General features: G+C 65.1%; 20 protein-coding genes and 1 tRNA gene. 12 read left to right on the forward strand and 9 right to left on the reverse strand.

Annotated features, from left to right (window positions below):
• Window positions 1-3: 3 nt before the first annotated feature.
• Window positions 4-1023 carry an HD domain-containing phosphohydrolase gene (locus tag RT131_RS06105; protein ID WP_313171175.1) on the forward strand — a complete coding sequence of 340 codons (1020 nt, stop codon included), beginning with the start codon at window positions 4-6 and terminating at the stop codon, window positions 1021-1023.
• Between the two features lie 308 nt (window positions 1024-1331).
• Here the strand turns inward: RT131_RS06105 and RT131_RS06110 are convergent, their stop codons facing one another.
• Entirely contained in the window at window positions 1332-1694 is a 363-nt protein-coding gene (locus RT131_RS06110; protein ID WP_313171177.1) for a hypothetical protein, read from the reverse strand.
• 81 nt (window positions 1695-1775) lie between these two features.
• Between RT131_RS06110 and RT131_RS06115 the strand changes: the two genes are divergently transcribed.
• Complete coding sequence (locus RT131_RS06115) at window positions 1776-2261, forward strand: TspO/MBR family protein (protein WP_313171179.1); 486 nt, start codon at window positions 1776-1778, stop codon at window positions 2259-2261.
• Window positions 2262-2302: 41 nt separating this feature from the next.
• Here the strand turns inward: RT131_RS06115 and RT131_RS06120 are convergent, their stop codons facing one another.
• The 3 genes from RT131_RS06120 to RT131_RS06130 are packed head-to-tail and all read right to left on the reverse strand — an operon-like array spanning window position 2303 to window position 4301.
• Window positions 2303-2989: an oxidoreductase gene (locus RT131_RS06120; RefSeq protein ID WP_313171181.1), complete on the reverse strand. Its 687-nt coding sequence runs from the start codon at window positions 2987-2989 to the stop codon at window positions 2303-2305.
• Between the two features lie 17 nt (window positions 2990-3006).
• The gene (locus RT131_RS06125; protein WP_313171183.1) at window positions 3007-3681 is read right to left on the reverse strand and encodes a ChrR family anti-sigma-E factor; all 675 of its coding nucleotides are present in this window, start codon (window positions 3679-3681) and stop codon (window positions 3007-3009) included.
• Window positions 3678-4301 (reverse strand): sigma-70 family RNA polymerase sigma factor, encoded by a 624-nt coding sequence (locus tag RT131_RS06130; RefSeq protein ID WP_313171185.1) that lies wholly within the window; start codon window positions 4299-4301, stop codon window positions 3678-3680. The genes RT131_RS06125 and RT131_RS06130 overlap by 4 nt, the downstream gene beginning before the upstream one ends.
• Window positions 4302-4433: 132 nt before the next feature.
• Here RT131_RS06130 and RT131_RS06135 point away from each other — a divergent pair, with 132 nt between their 5' ends.
• The 9 genes from RT131_RS06135 (at window position 4434) to RT131_RS06175 (ending at window position 12493) form a co-directional block, all read left to right on the forward strand.
• Window positions 4434-5201 (forward strand): hypothetical protein, encoded by a 768-nt coding sequence (locus RT131_RS06135; RefSeq protein WP_313171187.1) that lies wholly within the window; start codon window positions 4434-4436, stop codon window positions 5199-5201.
• A gap of 83 nt (window positions 5202-5284) precedes the next feature.
• Entirely contained in the window at window positions 5285-6241 is a 957-nt protein-coding gene (locus RT131_RS06140) for an acyl-CoA desaturase (RefSeq protein ID WP_313171188.1), read from the forward strand.
• Window position 6242: 1 nt separating this feature from the next.
• Window positions 6243-7520, forward strand: a complete 1278-nt coding sequence (locus RT131_RS06145; protein ID WP_313171190.1) for an FAD-dependent oxidoreductase — start codon at window positions 6243-6245, stop codon at window positions 7518-7520.
• A complete protein-coding gene (locus RT131_RS06150) occupies window positions 7517-8284 on the forward strand; it encodes a DUF1365 domain-containing protein (protein ID WP_313171192.1) in 768 nt (255 codons plus the stop codon). The genes RT131_RS06145 and RT131_RS06150 overlap by 4 nt, the downstream gene beginning before the upstream one ends.
• The gene (locus RT131_RS06155) at window positions 8281-9540 is read left to right on the forward strand and encodes a cyclopropane-fatty-acyl-phospholipid synthase family protein (protein ID WP_313171194.1); all 1260 of its coding nucleotides are present in this window, start codon (window positions 8281-8283) and stop codon (window positions 9538-9540) included. Before RT131_RS06150 ends, RT131_RS06155 begins: the two co-directional genes overlap by 4 nt.
• 1 nt (window position 9541) lies before the next feature.
• Complete coding sequence (locus RT131_RS06160; protein WP_313171196.1) at window positions 9542-10090, forward strand: DUF2878 domain-containing protein; 549 nt, start codon at window positions 9542-9544, stop codon at window positions 10088-10090.
• Window positions 10087-10872, forward strand: a complete 786-nt coding sequence (locus RT131_RS06165) for a DUF1295 domain-containing protein (protein ID WP_313171198.1) — start codon at window positions 10087-10089, stop codon at window positions 10870-10872. Before RT131_RS06160 ends, RT131_RS06165 begins: the two co-directional genes overlap by 4 nt.
• The gene (locus RT131_RS06170) at window positions 10869-11945 is read left to right on the forward strand and encodes a class I SAM-dependent methyltransferase (RefSeq protein WP_313171200.1); all 1077 of its coding nucleotides are present in this window, start codon (window positions 10869-10871) and stop codon (window positions 11943-11945) included. The genes RT131_RS06165 and RT131_RS06170 overlap by 4 nt, the downstream gene beginning before the upstream one ends.
• A gap of 14 nt (window positions 11946-11959) precedes the next feature.
• Window positions 11960-12493 carry a lipocalin family protein gene (locus tag RT131_RS06175; RefSeq protein WP_313171202.1) on the forward strand — a complete coding sequence of 178 codons (534 nt, stop codon included), beginning with the start codon at window positions 11960-11962 and terminating at the stop codon, window positions 12491-12493.
• Window positions 12494-12597: 104 nt separating this feature from the next.
• On the opposite strand, the gene RT131_RS06180 is transcribed toward RT131_RS06175, so the two are convergent.
• Window positions 12598-13068: a hypothetical protein gene (locus tag RT131_RS06180; RefSeq protein WP_313171204.1), complete on the reverse strand. Its 471-nt coding sequence runs from the start codon at window positions 13066-13068 to the stop codon at window positions 12598-12600.
• 240 nt (window positions 13069-13308) lie between these two features.
• On the opposite strand from RT131_RS06180, the gene RT131_RS06185 reads away from it, so the two are divergent.
• Window positions 13309-13749, forward strand: a complete 441-nt coding sequence (locus tag RT131_RS06185) for a GNAT family N-acetyltransferase (RefSeq protein ID WP_313171206.1) — start codon at window positions 13309-13311, stop codon at window positions 13747-13749.
• Between the two features lie 142 nt (window positions 13750-13891).
• Here the strand turns inward: RT131_RS06185 and RT131_RS06190 are convergent.
• The 4 genes from RT131_RS06190 to birA all read right to left on the reverse strand — a co-directional run bounded on the left by RT131_RS06190 (window position 13892) and on the right by birA (window position 16608).
• Window positions 13892-13967 (reverse strand) — tRNA-Thr (locus tag RT131_RS06190).
• A 107-nt stretch (window positions 13968-14074) separates the two neighbouring features.
• Window positions 14075-14890, reverse strand: a complete 816-nt coding sequence (locus RT131_RS06195; protein ID WP_313171208.1) for an SPOR domain-containing protein — start codon at window positions 14888-14890, stop codon at window positions 14075-14077.
• 9 nt (window positions 14891-14899) lie between these two features.
• Entirely contained in the window at window positions 14900-15646 is a 747-nt protein-coding gene (locus RT131_RS06200; RefSeq protein WP_313171210.1) for a type III pantothenate kinase, read from the reverse strand.
• A complete protein-coding gene (birA, locus tag RT131_RS06205; RefSeq protein WP_313171212.1) occupies window positions 15643-16608 on the reverse strand; it encodes a bifunctional biotin--[acetyl-CoA-carboxylase] ligase/biotin operon repressor BirA in 966 nt (321 codons plus the stop codon). Before birA ends, RT131_RS06200 begins: the two co-directional genes overlap by 4 nt.
• Between the last annotated feature and the right edge of the window lie 42 nt (window positions 16609-16650).

The raw sequence follows: 16650 nt of genomic DNA on the forward strand, positions 1-16650 counted from the left end.
GACATGCCCAGCGGCCCGATCCTCTGCGTGGACGACGAGCCCAACAACTTGGCGCTTCTTCGCCAGATTCTTGGAAACGACTACACGCTGGCCTTCGCACGCGACGGCGAACAGGCGCTGCGCGTCGCCGCAAAACACACGCCAAGCCTGGTTCTGCTGGATGTGGAGATGCCTGGCATGGATGGTTACCAGGTGGCGGCCGCGCTCAAGGCCAATGCTGCCACCGAGCACATTCCGGTCATCTTTGTCACCGCGCTGAACCGGGAAGTGGACGAACGTGCCGGCTTCGCCTGTGGCGGGGTGGACTACATCACCAAACCCGTTTCGCCCTTCATCCTGCGCGCGCGGGTGAACACGCATCTGTCGCTTGTTCGCGCCTCTGCGTTGAACAGCAGCTACCAGGATGCCATCCAGATGCTCAGCGTGGCGGGGCATTACAACGATTCGGATACCGGCGCGCATATCTGGCGCATGGCCGCCTATGCCCGCGTTCTGGCCGAAGCAGTGGGCTGGGAGCTCCCCAGGGCGAAACTGCTGGAGCAGGCCGCGCCGATGCATGACACCGGCAAGATCGGGATTCCCGACGCCATCCTCAAGAAGCCGGGCAAGCTGGACGCAGGCGAGTGGGAGATCATGCAGCGTCACACGCTGATCGGCTTCGAGATTCTCAGCCGCAGCAAGGCGCCCTTGTTCGAACTGGCAGCCGAGATCGCCCTCAGTCATCACGAACGCTGGGATGGAACAGGCTATCCACACCGTCTGGCTGGCAGCCGCATCCCGGAATCGGCGCGCATCGTGGCGATCGCTGATGTGTTCGATGCCCTGGCAAGCCGGCGTCCCTACAAGGAGCCGTGGCCGGTGGATGCCGTCGTCGAAAAGATAAGGGAAGGCCGCGGCAGCCACTTCGATCCGCAGATGGTGGATGCCTTCGGAAACTGCTTGCCGGGCATCCTGGAAGTAAAGCGTTACTGGGATCAGCAGGAAGCCGGACCGGCCGCGGCTACTGACCCGCCAGCACATTGAGCTGAGGCGGTGCGCGGGCCGCACGCCGACCCGCCGGAGTGACAATGCCACCGGGACAGATAGGCGGATGTCCAGAAGCAGCAGCGGTGTGCTTATCTGCTCCCTCTAGCCGCACAAGCATTTGCCTTGACTGTCCGGGGTTCAATTACCAAACAGAACACCCATTCATTCCCTCTGGTCGAATGGCTCCTTCTGGGCGTTGGCGGTAGGTAGCGCGCCTGCTGAGCCGCCGACGCTATCCCAGACACTTTTCGCCCCTTCAATGCTTAGCCCGCGCATGAGCGGACTATCCGCCCGATTCGCTGCCACTACCCGAAGCTGCGACGACGCTGCGTGCGCTGGAGCGGATCCACCAGCACCCGATTCCATTGGCGGTGGGGTTCAACCAATACGGCAGCAAACAGTATCTGCTCACCGCCAACGATCTGCTGGCGGCGATTGCGAGCCGTATCGCTGGCGATCTTGCCAATACCAGTGACGCCGAGTTCGGTGCTGAACAGAGGGACGGCAGCTGGATCGCGGATGCATGAATGTCGGTCGACGACTTGGAGCGCATCAGCGCCCATTCCACTGGCCTGCGGTGACGCCTGCTCACCGCCTCCCAGGTTCAGGTCGGATGCAAGGCAGGCGCATCGGCCTGTCGGGTTGAACCAGACACCAATCAGTACCATTGGCTGCCGGCGCTGCATCCAAACCCTGCAGCACCGCGTATAAGCGACACATGACCAAGCCGAAAAGGACCAGCAAGCGCCATGCAGATACGTAGACAGCTCCTCGGCTTCTCTGGCTGGTTCCTGGTCACCTTTCTCGCCGCAGCGCTTGGTGCGCGGGCCTCCATCTCCGCCTCCAGTTTCTACGCCGACCTTGTACTACCCACATGGGCGCCACCGGCGAGCCTGTTCGGACCGGTGTGGACCGCCTTGTATGCGCTGATGGCGCTGGCGGCATTCCTTGTCTGGCGAGAGCGCGGCTGGCGTGCAGCTGCCTCTGCGTTGACCCTTTACCTGCTGCAGTTGGGCCTCAACACCTTGTGGAGCTGGCTGTTCTTCGGCTGGAAACAGGGCGGGTTGGCCTTCGCCGATATCCTGTTGCTCCTGGTGTTGATCGTCGCCACGCTGGTTGCGTTCTGGCGTATCCACAAGGTCGCGGCCTGCATGTTGCTGCCCTATCTTGCCTGGGTGGGCTTTGCCAGCGTGCTCAACTACGCGGTCTGGCAGGCAAATCCCGGGCTGCTGTAGGCAGCCCAAACCCTTGCTGCCGCGGTACCGCGGCAGCCGGCTTACCCCGCGTCGGCATTCCCAAGCTGATTGATCTGCCTACATTCCACAACGGCAGGTGGATCAGGCATGCCTGCCAACGCGATCATCGCGCGGCCCAGAACCAGGTTGCTGGTGAACATCGACGGCAGGACAGCCGCTGTCAGCTGCATCATTGGCCCGCCAACCACATACAGCGGCTTCAGCAGCGCATGCCGGCTGCCGGTGCCGGCAACCGGTCGCACCCCGCCTGGCCGCAGCATCACCGTACGTCCCGGCAGCCGGGCCAGTGCCCGCTCCGTTTCGCCCTTGATGCGCAATGGCATGAGGTGGCTTTCAGGATTGGCGTGCGCACCCGACACATACAGGAACATTCCCTGTGGATTGGCTGCAAACCAGGTCTGCGCAACTGCCAGTGTGGTGTCCAGCGTGACCCGCCGGTAAGCGTCTTCCGCTGTGCCCAAGGGCGGGGCGCCGGCGCAATAGAAGCAGGCATCGAAGCCCACCAGGTCGGCCTGGCGACGATGGGCCTGGAGGAAGTCATCCAGCACCAACTCCTCGGTTGCCGTGACCAGGCCGCCGGCGTGTCGCACCAGCGCGACCGTGCGTCTTACATGCACGGAGCCAGCGCAGGCCAACGCGACGCCTTGACCAACCAGCCCACTGGCTCCGGTCAACACGATCTTCAGCCGCCCGCCATCGTTCACCATTGCCCTCTCCATGCGAACTAGAGTTTGACGAAGCGCTGCACCTTGCGTGCCAACCAGCCACTGAATACCAGCGGTGCATCCAGTGCCGAAACACAGATGCACGGCACACCGGGCGCGGTCACCGGCTGGTGTTCCACCTCGGCATCCAGGTCCGCCACATCGCCGGGAGCAAACAGCCCCAGCGCGTCGTTGTACGAACCACGCAGGACCTGGGTGAGTTCACTGCGGCCATGGCTGTGCATGGGCAGGCATTTGCCCGGCGCGATCTTCAACATGATCAGCGACGGCATCTGCCGTGCACGGATGCAATGCACGCCCGGCGCCATCCAGCGCCAGCGCAGGCTCGCCAGCGAGTCGCCGAAATACGGATGCAGCGATGCCGGTAGATACTCCGGGTCGGCCTGCGGTCGCTCCGGCGGTGACTGCCGCTCCAGTGGCGGCATCGCGGGCGGGTCCACATCCATCAGCTGCGCCAGCATGGCGGCGCGCAGTGTGTCGCGCCGTGTATCGTCGAGCACGGGCTGGGTCTGTTCGAGCAACGCCGAGCCAAGCGCTTCGGCATCACGCAGACGCTGGCGGCAGTGCGGGCACTGCTCAAGGTGGGTACCGGCAACAATGCTCAACGGTGCCTGCAGCGCGCCGGCGGCGTAACTCATCAAGGTGGACTCATGCAGGTGGTGGTGCGGATTCATGACGCACCCCCGACCTTGGACTGCAGCAACAGGAAGGCCCGCCGCAGATGTGATTTGACCGTACCCAATGGCATTCCCAACGTCTGCGCGATCTCGCCGTGGCTCTTTGCTTCGAAGTAGGACATCCGCACCAGCCGCGCCTGCACCGCCGACAACTCGTTGATGCGCTGGCGCAATCTCGCATGATCGGCGAACTGCTCGGCGCTGCTGCGATCAAGCACATCGGCCGCGGCCGCGTTCTCCACCGCCGCCTGCACCAGCGTCCAGCTGCGCTCGTGGCGGACACGATCGATATGCAGGTTGCGCGCGATGCGGTACAGCCAGGTACTCAGCGCGCCCTGTGCCGGATCGAATTCCGCGGCCCGCAGCCACAAGCGCAGCAGGCACTCCTGCGCCAGTTCCTCGGCCACCGCCTCCGGAGCACCCAGGCCACGCAGGTATACGCACAGGCGCGGCATGAAGTGGTCGTAGATGCGCATGAAGCAGTCGCGATCGCGCAGCCGCGCCACACCGTCCATGTCACCGGCCCAGTTCATTGGCTCTTTGCTCAGCTGCTGTGAACTGGACACGATCCGGGCGGTGTCTAAGGGGGAAGGGAGGTTGCGGGGATCAGGGTACATCTGCGTGGGCAGGGCTGCAGTGAATGTGTTGTCCTTCCTACGCGCGGTGGCGGCGTTTGGATGCACCGCCGTGCCTGCATCCAGCGGCTGGCCTCGCCCGTAGGCAGGGAGAGCTCATTCCGGGATGCCCCCATGCGCATGGCCTGCCTGTTGCTGTTCCTGCCCTGCATGGCGTCGGCAGCGCCGTTGCTGCGCGGTGAAGGCGTTGCCACGACCCGCGACGGGGCCGTGGCCTACCGCGAGGTACATTGGCAACGCGGCGCCGGCGACGCAGCCGAGCGCTGGGTGCACTACCTCTGCCCCGACGGCCAGCCCTTCGCGCGCAAGCACATGCAGGTCAACGGTACCGCCCAGGCACCCAGCTACCGCTGGGAGGATCGCCGTAGTGGCCAGGCCGCCAGCGTGGCAACGACGGGAGGCGTCGTACAGCTGAACTGGAAAGAGGATGCGGCGGCGAAAACACGGGCGCAGCGGCTTCCGCTTCCGGCCGATGCGGTGATCGACGCCGGGTTCGACGCCGCCGTGCGCGCGCACTGGCAGCAATTGATGCAGGGCGAGCGGCTCAGCCTGCGGTTCCTGGTCCCCAGCCGCCAGCGCTACTACCCGGTACAGGTGCAGCGTGTCGGCGCGGTCCGCTGGCAGGGGCTGGATGCCCAGTCGATCCAGGTGCAGCTGGATGCCTGGTACGGGGTGGTCGCGCCGCGTCTGGCGCTGGTCTATGCCGATGCCGATCGGCGCCTGCTGGAGTTCCACGGTACCAGCAACCTGCGCGATGCCCGCGGCGACTACCCGGTGGTGACCGTGCGCTTTGCGCAGAAGGCAGTGGAACGTCCACTTGCGCAATGGCAGGCCGAGCTGCAGCAGGCACTGGTGCCGCGCTGTGCCGCCATGCGGGGCTGATTCGAATGGAATCTTCATTACGCTGCATCCAATCAGCGCCGCGCGCCGTAGAGAAGGGCAGGAAACCTCTCGAGATACGCGCCATGGCACCCGCTGCGCCCCTTCCCCGCCGACGCGTGGCCCTGCTGCTTACGATCCAGCGCTGGTTCGACACCGCCGGTAGCGCTGACGTCGTTGGCGAGACGCAGGCGGGCGATCGCATCGATTGGATGCGCGCCCTGCCCTTCGCGCTGCTGCACATCGGCTGCCTGGGGGTGATCTGGACCGGGTCGTCGTGGACGGCAGTTGCTGTCGCGCTGGCCTTGTATGCGGTGCGGATGTTCGCGATCACCGCGTTCTATCACCGCTACTTTTCCCACCGCACCTTCCAGACATCGCGCGCGGTGCAGTTCCTGTTCGCCCTTGTCGGCGCCTCCAGCGTGCAGCGCGGGCCGCTGTGGTGGGCGGCGCATCACCGGCACCACCACCGGCACGCCGACCAGCCGCTGGACCCACATTCTCCGCAGCAGAAAGGCTTCTGGCGCAGCCATGTTGGCTGGTTTCTGACCCGTGACGCCTTCGCCACCGACCTGCAGCGCGTGCCGGATCTGGCCCGCTTCCCGGAACTGCGCTGGCTGGACCGCTTCGACACCGTGGTACCGCTGCTGCTCGCCGCTTCCCTTTATGCACTGGGCGCGGCGCTTGAACGCTGGGCACCGGGCCTGCAGACCTCCGGCATGCAATTGCTGGTCTGGGGATTCTTCATTTCCACAGTGATGTTGTTCCACGCCACCGTCACCATCAATTCACTGGCCCACCGCTTCGGTCGCCGTCGCTTCGACACCCGCGACGACAGCCGCAACAATTTCTGGCTGGCGCTGCTCACCTTCGGTGAGGGCTGGCACAACAACCACCATTTCTTCCCCGGCACGGTGCGCCAGGGATTCCGCTGGTGGGAGATCGACCTGACCTGGTATGGCCTGCGGTTGATGGCGATGCTGGGCCTGGTCAAGGAGCTCAAGCCAATCCCGGCCTGGGTGCTGGCCAAGGCGAGGAACTGACATGCGTATCGCCGTCATTGGTTCGGGAATTGCCGGGCTGGCCAGCGCCTGGTGGCTGGATGGCGCGCATGAAGTCACCTTGTTCGAGGCCAATGACTACCTCGGCGGCCACACCCATACCCATGCACTGCAGGTGGACGGGATACCGATGGCCGTGGATACCGGCTTCATCGTCTTCAACCCGCAGCACTACCCGCTGCTGAGCGCGCTGTTCGATGAGCTTGGGGTGGAATCGCAGCCGACCACGATGAGCTTTTCCATGCACAGCGAGCGCAGCGGCGTGGAGTACAACGCGACCTCGCTCGACGGCCTGTTCTGCCAGCGTCGCAACCTGCTGTCGCCACGCTTCTGGGGCATGCTGCGCGACCTGCGCCGCTTCTACCGTGATGCGCCGGCGCTGCTGGATGGCGGCGCCGGCCCCACGCTGGGCGAGTACCTGCGCAGCCAGCGTTACGGCGAGGCCTTCGTCGAGGAACACCTGCTGCCGATGGCATCGGCGTTATGGTCCTCGCCGACCGCCACCGTGCGCGATTTCCCGGCACGCTACCTGGTCCAGTTCATGGCCAACCACCAGATGCTGCAGGTCAGCGGACGCCCGCAATGGCGCGTGGTGAATGGCGGCTCGGCACGCTACATCGACGCCCTGCGGGCACGCTGGCAGGTGCGCGAACGGCTTGAATGCGCGGTCTGGAAGGTTGAGCGCGAAGCGGACGGGGCGTGGGTCCACAGCGCCGCAGGCGTTGAAGGCTTCGATGAAGTGATCATGGCCTGCCATAGCGACCAGGCCCTGCGCCTGCTCGATGACGCGGACCCGCTTGAGCAGCAGATACTGGGCGCCATCAACTACCAGCACAACGACGTGGTGTTGCATACCGATGCCTCCCTGCTGCCACGCAGGCGCAAGGCGTGGGCGGCCTGGAATGCGCACGTACCGGACGCAACCGACGCACCCTGCACGGTCAGCTACTGCATGAACCTGCTGCAGGGACTTCCAGGCGATACGCCGCTGGTGGTGACGCTCAACGACAGCGCACGGATCGATCCGGCCAAGGTGCTGCGCCGCATGCGCTACGCGCACCCGGTGCACGACCACGCCGCGGTGGCGGCACAACAGCGCTGGGCCGATATCCAGGGCCAACGCCACACCTGGTTCGCCGGCGCGTACTGGGGCTGGGGCTTCCACGAAGATGGCATACGCAGTGCCCGCCGCGTGGTGGATGCATTGACCACGCGCAGGCCAAACGCCTTCTGGCTGCCGCAGCCGGAGGCAGCCGCATGACCAACAGTGCGATCTACCTCGGCCATGTGCTGCATCGCCGCCATCTGCCGCATCCACATGCGTTCCGCTATCCCATCGCCCAGCTGCTGCTGGACCTGGACGAACTGGAGCAGGTATTTGCCGGGCGCTGGCTGTGGTCAGTGAACCGTCGCAACCTGGCCGAATTCCGCCGCAGCGACTATTTCGGCGATCCGGCGCGGCCGCTGGCAGATGCGGTGCGAGACCACGCTGCAACCGTGCTTGGCCATCGGCCGGCCGGACCGGTGCGCCTGCTTACCCATCTGCGCGTTGCCGGCCACGTGTTCAATCCGGTCAGCTTCTACTACTGCTACCGGGCCGATGGCGTCAGCCTGGACTGCATCGTGGCGGACATCACCAACACGCCATGGAAAGAACGCCACGCCTATGTACTGCCTGCGGCAACCGCGCTCAGCAACGGCCGGGCACTGCGCTGGCAGTTCGACAAGTGCTTCCATGTTTCGCCGTTCATGGCGATGGATTGCCGCTACGACTGGCGCCTCACCGCGCCCGGCGACGACCTGCAGGTGCATATGCAGGTATGGCGCGAAGGCCTGCGCCAGTTCGACGCCACCCAGTCCATGCAGCGCCACCCGCTCAATGGCGCCGGTTTGGCGCGGGTGCTGGCCTGCTACCCGCTGATGACGCTGCAGGTGGTCGCCGCCATCCACTGGCAGGCATTGCGGCTGTGGCTCAAGCGCAATCCGGTCCATGACCATCCTTCCCTCGCCGAGAAAACGCGATGAACCAGATGACTTCCTCGGTGGCCCTGCCCCGGCCCGGTGCGCTGGATGCACTGCTGCGACGCCGGCTGCTGGCCGAGCTCGCACCACTGCGTGAGGGTTGCCTGCGTGTGCGCGACGTGCTCGGCGAGGTAGTGCTCGGCGATGCTTCCGCCCAGCTGCAGGCCACGGTGACCATTGATGATCCCGCGTTCTATCGCAAGGTTGCCGCACAAGGCAGCGTCGGCGCTGGCGAGAGCTATATCAACGGCGACTGGCGTTGCGATGACCTGGTCACGCTGGTGCGCATCCTGGTGCGCAACCGCGACCTGCTGGACGGCATGGAACGCGGCCCCGCGCGTATTGGTGGCTGGCTGCTGCGTGGCTGGAACCGGCTGCGGCGCAACAGCCGCGAAGGCAGCCGCCGCAACATCGCCGCGCACTATGACCTTGGCAACGATTTCTTCGCGTTGTTCCTGTCGCCAGACCTGATGTATTCGTCGGCATTGTTCGCCGACGAGAGCACCTCGCTGGAGCAGGCCTCGCAGCGCAAGCTCGATCGCATCTGCCAGCAGTTGCAGTTGCAAGCCGGCGACCGCGTGATCGAAATCGGTACCGGCTGGGGTGGTTTCGCCCTGCACGCCGCACGGCACTACGGCTGCCATGTCACGACCACCACGATCTCGGCCGAACAGCACGCACTGGCCGTGCAACGCGTGCACGAGGCGGGGCTGCAGCACCGGGTCACCCTGCTGATGCAGGATTACCGTGATCTTGAGGGCCAGTTCGACAAGCTGGTCTCGATCGAGATGATCGAGGCCATTGGCGCCGAGTACCTGGACACCTACATGGCCACGCTGCAGCGCTTGCTCAGGCCCGATGGCGTCGCGCTGCTGCAGGCGATCACCATCGAAGACCATCGCTACGAACAGGCCCGGCGTAGCGTGGACTACATCAAGCGCTTCGTGTTCCCCGGCAGTTTCATCCCCTCGATTGCGGCGATCCTGGCGGCGAAGACCCGCGCCAGCGACCTGCAGCTGGTGGCCCAGCACGACTTCGGCTACTCCTATGCTTTGACCCTGCGCGCCTGGCGCCAGCGCTTCATGGCGCAGCTGCCTGCGGTGCACGCACAAGGCTTCGACGCGCGCTTCTGCCGGCTGTGGGAGTTCTATCTCGCCTACTGCGAGGGCGGCTTTCTGGAACGTTCGATCGGCGTCTCCCACCTGTTGCTGGCGCGGCCCGGCCATCAACCCGCCGCCAACGCCGGGCTGATCAGCTGACATGCGTCGGACCCTGCTCAACCTGCTCGGCAACCAACTGGTCTGGCTGTGCGCCGTGGCCGGTGCCGGACGGGGTTGGCAATGGCCGGCGCTGCTGGCCTCCGCCCTCTACATCGTCAGCCAGCTTTACAACGCCGCGCAGCCGCGGACCGAATTTCGCCTGCTGCTGCTCGCACTGGTGTGCGCCTGGCTGGTCGATGGGCTTGCGGCAGCAAGCGGTCGTGTCGGCTACGCCGCTGCGCCGTTCGGCTGGGCACCACCGCCATGGATCATGGCGCTATGGGCCGCGTTCGCGATGACACTGACCTGCTCGATGGCCTTCCTGCAACGGCACTGGGCGCTGCCAGCAACGTTCGGCCTGCTGTTGGCGCCGCTGGCCTATCTATCCGCTGCACGCGGCTTTGACGCCGTGCATTTTGCCGCGCCCGCCTGGCATGGTTTGCTGCTGCTTGGCATCGGCTGGAGCGTGGCGCTGACGCTGCTGGTCACGAATGCGCGCAGGTGGAACCGCAGTTCAACACAAGGGCAACCAACAGGTGCTTGCACATGAACAATCTGGGCTGGGTGCTGTTGTACGCCGTGGCGATCATGCTTTGGGGCTGGGCTTGGCAGCGCCGCCATCGCAATATCGGCATCGTCGATGTGCTCTGGGCCAAGGGCCTGGCTGCCGCTGCGCTGCTGCTCGCGTGGTTGGGCGACGGCGCAGCATTGCCGCGCATCAGCTTGGCCGTGCTCGGCGGATTGTGGGGAAGCCGGCTTGCCCTGCATCTATGGCAGCGCGTGCGACACGAGTCCGAAGATGGTCGCTACACGTATCTGCGCGAACATTGGCACAGCCATCAGGGCAAGATCTTCGGCTTCTTCATTGCCCAGGCATTGCTGATAGTTCTGTTCGCGCTGCCGTTCGTCGCGGTGGCCGGCAATCCGCACACCGATGGCTACATCTGGGTGATAGCAGCAGGTTTGGTTTGGCTGCTGAGCGTGCTCGGCGAGTCTATTGCCGACCGCCAGCTTGCGCGCTTCCGTGCTGTGCCAGCCAACAAAGGCCGCACCTGTCGGCAGGGGCTTTGGCGCTACTCCCGGCATCCGAACTATTTCTTCGAATGGCTGCATTGGTTCACCTACGTGTTGCTGGCCGTTGGCTCACCACTGTGGTGGCTGGCATGGACCGGCCCGGTACTGATGTACCTGTTCCTGCGCTACCTGAGCGGCGTGCCCTTCACCGAGAAGCAGGCGCTACGCAGCCGCGGTGAAGACTACCGCGCTTACCAACGCAGTACCCCGATGTTCTTCCCCTGGTTTCCTCGCACCGCCAAGGAGCAATCGCCATGAATGCAGCCACGCAACTGGATTCCGCCATCCATGCCGAGCCCGGCCTGACCGGCTGGGCCGAGCGCGGTTGGCTGCCGGATGCCGCACTGCGCTGGGGCATCCGCCGCCTGTGCGCACAGCGCCTGGAGGAGGAATCGGAGGAAGGCCTGCAAGCGCAATCGGAGCGGTTCAGCCGGCGCATCGCCGAGTTGTCCAGCAGTCCGCTCGCCCTGCATGTGGATGCTGCCAACCGCCAGCACTACGAAGTACCTGCGGCGTTCTTCCAGGCCTGCCTTGGCCACCGCTTGAAGTACAGCAGCTGCTACTACCACACCGGCACCGAGACCCTGGATCAGGCCGAGGACGCCATGCTGGAGCTGTACGGGCAACGCGCCGGGCTCGCCAATGGCCAGCACATCCTTGAGCTGGGCTGCGGCTGGGGCTCACTGACCTTGTGGATGGCCGAGCGCTATCCTGGCGCGCGCATCACTGCAGTCTCCAACTCACACAGCCAGCGCAAGCACATCCTCGCCCAGTGCAAGGCACGCGGCCTGGACAACGTCGAGGTGCTGACCATCGACGTCAACCAACTGCAGCTGCCTGCCGCCACGTTCGACCGCTGTGTATCGGTGGAGATGTTCGAGCACATCCGCAACTACGAACGCCTGCTTGGCCGCATCTCGCGCTGGCTGAAGCCGGACGGCGCCTTGTTCGTGCATATCTTTGCCCATCGCACGCATATGTATCCGTTCGACACGATGGGCGAGGACAACTGGATGGGGCGTCATTTCTTCACCGGCGGGTTGATGCCGGCTGCCGATACCCTGCTGCATTTCCAGGGTGACATGCAGCTGCTGCAGCGCTGGCTGCTGGATGGCCGCCACTATCAACGCACCGCCAACCATTGGCTGCAGCGCCAGGATGCCGCCCGCGAACAGCTCATGCCGCTGCTGGTGCAGACCTACGGCAGTGATGCCGCGGCACGTATCTGGTGGCAGCGCTGGCGCATGTTCTGGATGGCCTGCGCGGAGCTGTTCGGTTACGACGACGGCCAGCAATGGCTGGTGGCGCACTACCTGTTCCGTCCCCGCTGAAAAAGGACGCGCGCATGCGAACCTTGCCACTGCTGTCGATGCTGTCCATCGCCTTGTTCGGCGCTGGCTGCAGCAATCTGGATACGCGCCCGATCCCGCGCCCGGCATCGGTGGATGTTCCGCGCTTCATGGGCGACTGGTATGTGATCGCGCATATTCCGTCGCGACCGGAACGCGAAGCCTTCGATGCGGTGGAAAGCTATGCACCGCGGCCCGACGGACGTATCCAGACCACCTTCACCTACCGCAAGGGCAGCTTCCAGGCGCCGCTGAAATCAATGCACCCCATCGGCAAGGTCGAAGCCGAAGGCAATGGCGCAGTCTGGGGCATGCAGTTCATCTGGCCGATCCAGGCCGAATACATCATCGCCTGGGTGGACGAAGGTTACAGCCAGACCATCGTCGCCCGCAGCAAGCGCGACTACGTCTGGTACATGGCGCGCACCCCGCAGGTTTCGGAAGCGGACTATCAGAACGCGGTGAAGCGCATCAAGGCCATGGGCTATGACGTCAGCAAACTGCGGCGGGTGCCGCAGTCGGCCCGGTGAGGCACAAGAGCTAGCATCGAAACAAGGATGTTGGTGACAGTGATCTACTGCTGACGAAGGATACGGTCCAATACGCAGCCGTCATCTCCTGATTTGGATTGCACTCATGGACGTGCCGGATCGCATCGCGGGATAAGAACCCCGCCGTCGACGGTCGCAATCAACGGCGCACCGCCCTTGGCCTTGCTCCAAACCTTGCCAGCATACCGGCCGGCAAGCGGACGCCAGCCCTGTGGGACGAACACGAAGGTCCAGGCACCCGCTTCGCCCTGCACGATCCTGGCGTGGCAGGTCACCACGTCGCTCCATTCCCGCAGCTCAATGACCACCTCGCAGGGCGTCGGCGTGCCCATATCGTAGGCAGTGACCGCGGCGGCAATGTTACGACCCGCGCCGCGATCAGACAGCGCGACGACGCAGAAGAAGACTGTGAACAGCAGTGGCAGTGGATGCCAGAGCAGCAGCGCGGCAATCGCACACAGCACGGCGATGGCCAACAACCAATAGTGGAAACGAGCAATGATTCCATTCGCCAGTCCACGCCGAAACCTGGCTATCTGTTCCTCGACGGACAAGTCTCTCAACGCCACTCCTCCCGAGGCAGGCGCGCAACAAGTGCGCTCTTGACCACCAGTGCCAAGTTTGCCACGTGCCGCCCCAAGCCAGGCAAAGGTATGACGCGACCGCCTGCCGACCAGCCACAATTCGGCGTGCGCTGGATCGATCAGTTCCTGCGTTGGAGGTTGGGACACGGATCATTGGCCGGGCATGCAAGAAGCGTTGCATCATGTCCGCCGAAGTTGAAGGAGCAGTTCGTGAAGGGAAGAGCAATAAGGCTGGCCACCCCGGCCGACATCGACGCCATTTTCCACATCCGTACCAGCGTTCAAAAGAATCATCTGTCGCTTGACCAACTTGCCGAGGTGGGAATTACCCATCAGGCGATTCAACAGGCGATTCTGGAGGCTCCATGCGCCTGGGTCGCCGAGGTAGATGGCGTACCGGTTGGCTTCTCGATGGCGGATGTCGTAGACGCTTGCGTGTTTGCCGCCTTCGTCCTGCCGGAGTTCGAGGGGCTGGGCCTGGGCCGTAGCCTGATGAACAAGGCGGAGGAGTTCCTGTTCCAGCACCACCAGACGATCTGGCTGGAAACAGCTGAAGCCAGTCGCGCCAGCGGTTTCTATAGAGCCCTGGGCTGGCAGCACGTAGAGGACTTGCCGGAAGGTGATGTCCGGTTTGAAAAGCACAGGAGGTAGTCAGGGACGCCTGCGCTGCAAATCCGCAGTTCGGCGCTGAACGGCGCTGACGAAATGCCTGGGCCCGTACGCACAAAAGCCCGCATCTCTGCGGGCTTTTTCATGAATTCCGGACGTGCCTGGACGCCATGGGATCAGGCGATGGTGCCGCTTATCCGAATCGAACGGATGACCTACTGTTTACAAGACAGTTGCTCTACCAACTGAGCTAAAGCGGCAAGGCGTGTTACGTGCTGCGGTTGCGCGATGGTAGCGCTGCAACCCGAAGAAAGCGCAATCAGACAATGCGCGCTTCCTGACCCCCGCCGTGGCGGGGCGCGCCATTCTACCGCAGACGCGCACAATCCAACGACTGTTGTTGGGCCGCAGCGGCACGCTGCTTCAGGCTGGCCGGGGTGGCGGCACCGGCGGTAGCGGTGTCCACCCACCAGCTGGGGGCGATTTCGGTGCCACTGGCGGCCAGTTTGGCCGGGAAGCCGGCAGCGGTCAGGCTGGCCAGGCGGCGTTCGGCGCCTTCGCGGTTGCGGTACTGCCCCAAGGCAACGGCATTGGCTTCCTCGCCCTGGGAGACGATGAAGTAATCGCTGAAACCGGCCTCGACGATGCGCTTGGCCGTGGCCTGGGCCTCCTCGCGCGAGGCGGCCGGGGCGATCAGCACCCGGTAGCTGCTAGCTGCCTTGCCGGGCACTTCGCGCAGGCGCGGGCGTGCGGCATCAGTGCCCAGCGCGCTCATCGCCGCCTGCGCCTGCGCCTGCGTGGCGTAAGGACCCAGGCTGGCGCATTGCACGACGGCTGGCGGCCTGATCTCGGCAGGCTTGTTCTCGGCGGGCTTGGCCGGCTCGGGCTTGGCTTCGACCGCTGCAGTGGCTGCTGGCGGCTGTGCGGCCGGCTTGGCTTCCGCAGCTGCAGCCGGCGCAGGCGTCGCGATCAGCGCTGCAGACGCGGAAACCTCGGTTCCAGCAACGACCGGGGCTGCTGGACCGACCTTGCCTGGCGCCGGCGAAGGAAGCACTTCCAGGCTGGCGACGCCGGGCTCGGCGGGCGGCACGACAGCGACGGGCTCAGCGCGCGGCGCCAGCCACCACAGCGCGACACCTACGTTGAGGATGGCCAGCAGGACGATAAGGAGACGGGTCAGCATGCGGTGATCCTACCGGTCACACGCGCCGTGGTGAACAGCCCAGCGCGCAAGCCCATCCAGCACCAATGCCGGTCGGTAGTCGGCGTCGGGCAGCAAGGGCAGCAAGGGCAGCAACGGCAACGCGCCGCCACCATGCACCACCAAGGCCGGCGCACTGCCCAGCAGTAGCTGCGCCTGGCGCAGGCTGCGCTCGACCAGTGCCACGGCGGCGCCATCGCAGCCGGACGCAAGCGCATCGGCGGTGTCGTTGGCGAACTCGGCGTAGTCACCGCCCGTGGCGGGCAGCTGCACGGCGCGCGCGTGCAGGGCTTCACGCATCACCGTTGGCGACGCACCAATGCGGCCACCACGGTGCAGGCCATCCGCGTCGATCAGATCGATGGTAAGGGCGGTGCCGACACCGACCACCAGCACCGATTGCTGTGCCGGTGCCACCGCCAGCAATCCCAGGAAACGGTCCACGCCGAATTTCTCGGGGCGTGCATAGGCCACGGTCACGCCCGCACATTGCGGCAGGGTCCTGGCCACCTGCACCTTGGCGAAGCGGGCCTGCAGCATCTGCATGACTTCTTCGGTCAAGGTCGCCGAAGCAACGCTGGCTACCCAGGCGGTATCGCCTTGCGGCAGGGCTTCCAACGCGCTGGCAGTCATCGCCTCGGCGCCATGCGCCCAGGCCTGCACGCTACCGGCGCGAGTACCGTGCAACGGTGCGAATTTGAAACGCGAATTACCCAGGTCAAACAACCAATCGCTCATGCCGCCCTCACGCTGACTTCGCCGGCATGGAAACAGGTTTCCCGCCCATCAATCTCCACCTGCAATGCGCCGTCCTCGGCCAGCCCACAGGCCACGCCATCGTGCAGTACACCGGCCTCCTCCACCCGCACCGCGCGGCCCTGGAGTACATCCATGGTCGCGTAGCGTGGCAGGAACGGCGCCAGGCCATGCTGCTCGAACTGTTCCAGTGCCGGCAGCAGCGAAGCCAGCAAGGCCGCCGCCACGGTGTTGCGCGATACCTGGGCACCAGCCAGCGTATCCAGATCGGTCCAGGGCTGGCTGATGTCGGCAGCGCTGGCCTGCGGCATGCGTACGTTCAAACCCAGTCCGATCACCGCCCGCGCCGGCCCGGCGAATTCGCCACCGCCTTCGACCAGCAGGCCACCGAGCTTATGGCCGTCCACGACCACGTCATTGGGCCATTTCAACCCGGCATGCTTGAAACCCAGCGCATGCAGCGCCTCCACCACCGCCACGCCGACCGCCAGGCTCAGCCCGCCCATCCGCGACAGGCCGCCGCCGAAGCCGCGCGACAGTGAAAGATAGATGTGTGCGGCCAGCGGCGAGGCCCAATGGCGGCCGCGACGGCCGCGGCCTCCGGTCTGGCGTTCGGCCAGCAGCACCGCGGTTCCGCGCTCAGGCGCGCTGCGCTGCAGCAATTCGGTGTTGGTCGAGCTCAAAGTCCACGCTGTTTCCAACCCGGACAGCAGCGGCAGTACCGCCGCCGGCAGGGCTGCGCGGATCTGTTGCGGGTCCAGCAATTCCAGCGGCTGGGCCAGCCGATAGCCGTCGCCAGCGCGCCCTTCGATCACCACGCCAGCAGCGCGCAGCCCTTGAATACGCTTCCAGACGGCCGCCCGGGTCAATCCCAGCTCACGCGCCAGCGCATCGCCGGACAACGCCCCGGCACCCAGCTTGGCCAGCAATTGGCGGTCATCCACAGCAGCTTCCTCACAACAGACCGGGAAATTATGCGGCAAGGC

It is taken from the genome of Stenotrophomonas sp., from assembly GCF_032066555.1.
Taxonomy (GTDB): domain Bacteria; phylum Pseudomonadota; class Gammaproteobacteria; order Xanthomonadales; family Xanthomonadaceae; genus Stenotrophomonas.

Bases quoted from the DNA above. Each gene is read 5' to 3' on its own strand.
- RT131_RS06105 (WP_313171175.1), top strand. From the start codon at position 4: ATGCCCAGCGGCCCGATCCTCTGCGTGGACGACGAGCCCAACAACTTG.
- RT131_RS06110 (WP_313171177.1), bottom strand. From the start codon at position 1,694: ATGGTACTGATTGGTGTCTGGTTCAACCCGACAGGCCGATGCGCCTGC.
- RT131_RS06115 (WP_313171179.1), top strand. From the start codon at position 1,776: ATGCAGATACGTAGACAGCTCCTCGGCTTCTCTGGCTGGTTCCTGGTC.
- RT131_RS06120 (WP_313171181.1), bottom strand. From the start codon at position 2,989: ATGGTGAACGATGGCGGGCGGCTGAAGATCGTGTTGACCGGAGCCAGT.
- RT131_RS06125 (WP_313171183.1), bottom strand. From the start codon at position 3,681: ATGAATCCGCACCACCACCTGCATGAGTCCACCTTGATGAGTTACGCC.
- RT131_RS06130 (WP_313171185.1), bottom strand. From the start codon at position 4,301: ATGTACCCTGATCCCCGCAACCTCCCTTCCCCCTTAGACACCGCCCGG.
- RT131_RS06135 (WP_313171187.1), top strand. From the start codon at position 4,434: ATGCGCATGGCCTGCCTGTTGCTGTTCCTGCCCTGCATGGCGTCGGCA.
- RT131_RS06140 (WP_313171188.1), top strand. From the start codon at position 5,285: ATGGCACCCGCTGCGCCCCTTCCCCGCCGACGCGTGGCCCTGCTGCTT.
- RT131_RS06145 (WP_313171190.1), top strand. From the start codon at position 6,243: ATGCGTATCGCCGTCATTGGTTCGGGAATTGCCGGGCTGGCCAGCGCC.
- RT131_RS06150 (WP_313171192.1), top strand. From the start codon at position 7,517: ATGACCAACAGTGCGATCTACCTCGGCCATGTGCTGCATCGCCGCCAT.
- RT131_RS06155 (WP_313171194.1), top strand. From the start codon at position 8,281: ATGAACCAGATGACTTCCTCGGTGGCCCTGCCCCGGCCCGGTGCGCTG.
- RT131_RS06160 (WP_313171196.1), top strand. From the start codon at position 9,542: ATGCGTCGGACCCTGCTCAACCTGCTCGGCAACCAACTGGTCTGGCTG.
- RT131_RS06165 (WP_313171198.1), top strand. From the start codon at position 10,087: ATGAACAATCTGGGCTGGGTGCTGTTGTACGCCGTGGCGATCATGCTT.
- RT131_RS06170 (WP_313171200.1), top strand. From the start codon at position 10,869: ATGAATGCAGCCACGCAACTGGATTCCGCCATCCATGCCGAGCCCGGC.
- RT131_RS06175 (WP_313171202.1), top strand. From the start codon at position 11,960: ATGCGAACCTTGCCACTGCTGTCGATGCTGTCCATCGCCTTGTTCGGC.
- RT131_RS06195 (WP_313171208.1), bottom strand. From the start codon at position 14,890: ATGCTGACCCGTCTCCTTATCGTCCTGCTGGCCATCCTCAACGTAGGT.
- RT131_RS06200 (WP_313171210.1), bottom strand. From the start codon at position 15,646: ATGAGCGATTGGTTGTTTGACCTGGGTAATTCGCGTTTCAAATTCGCA.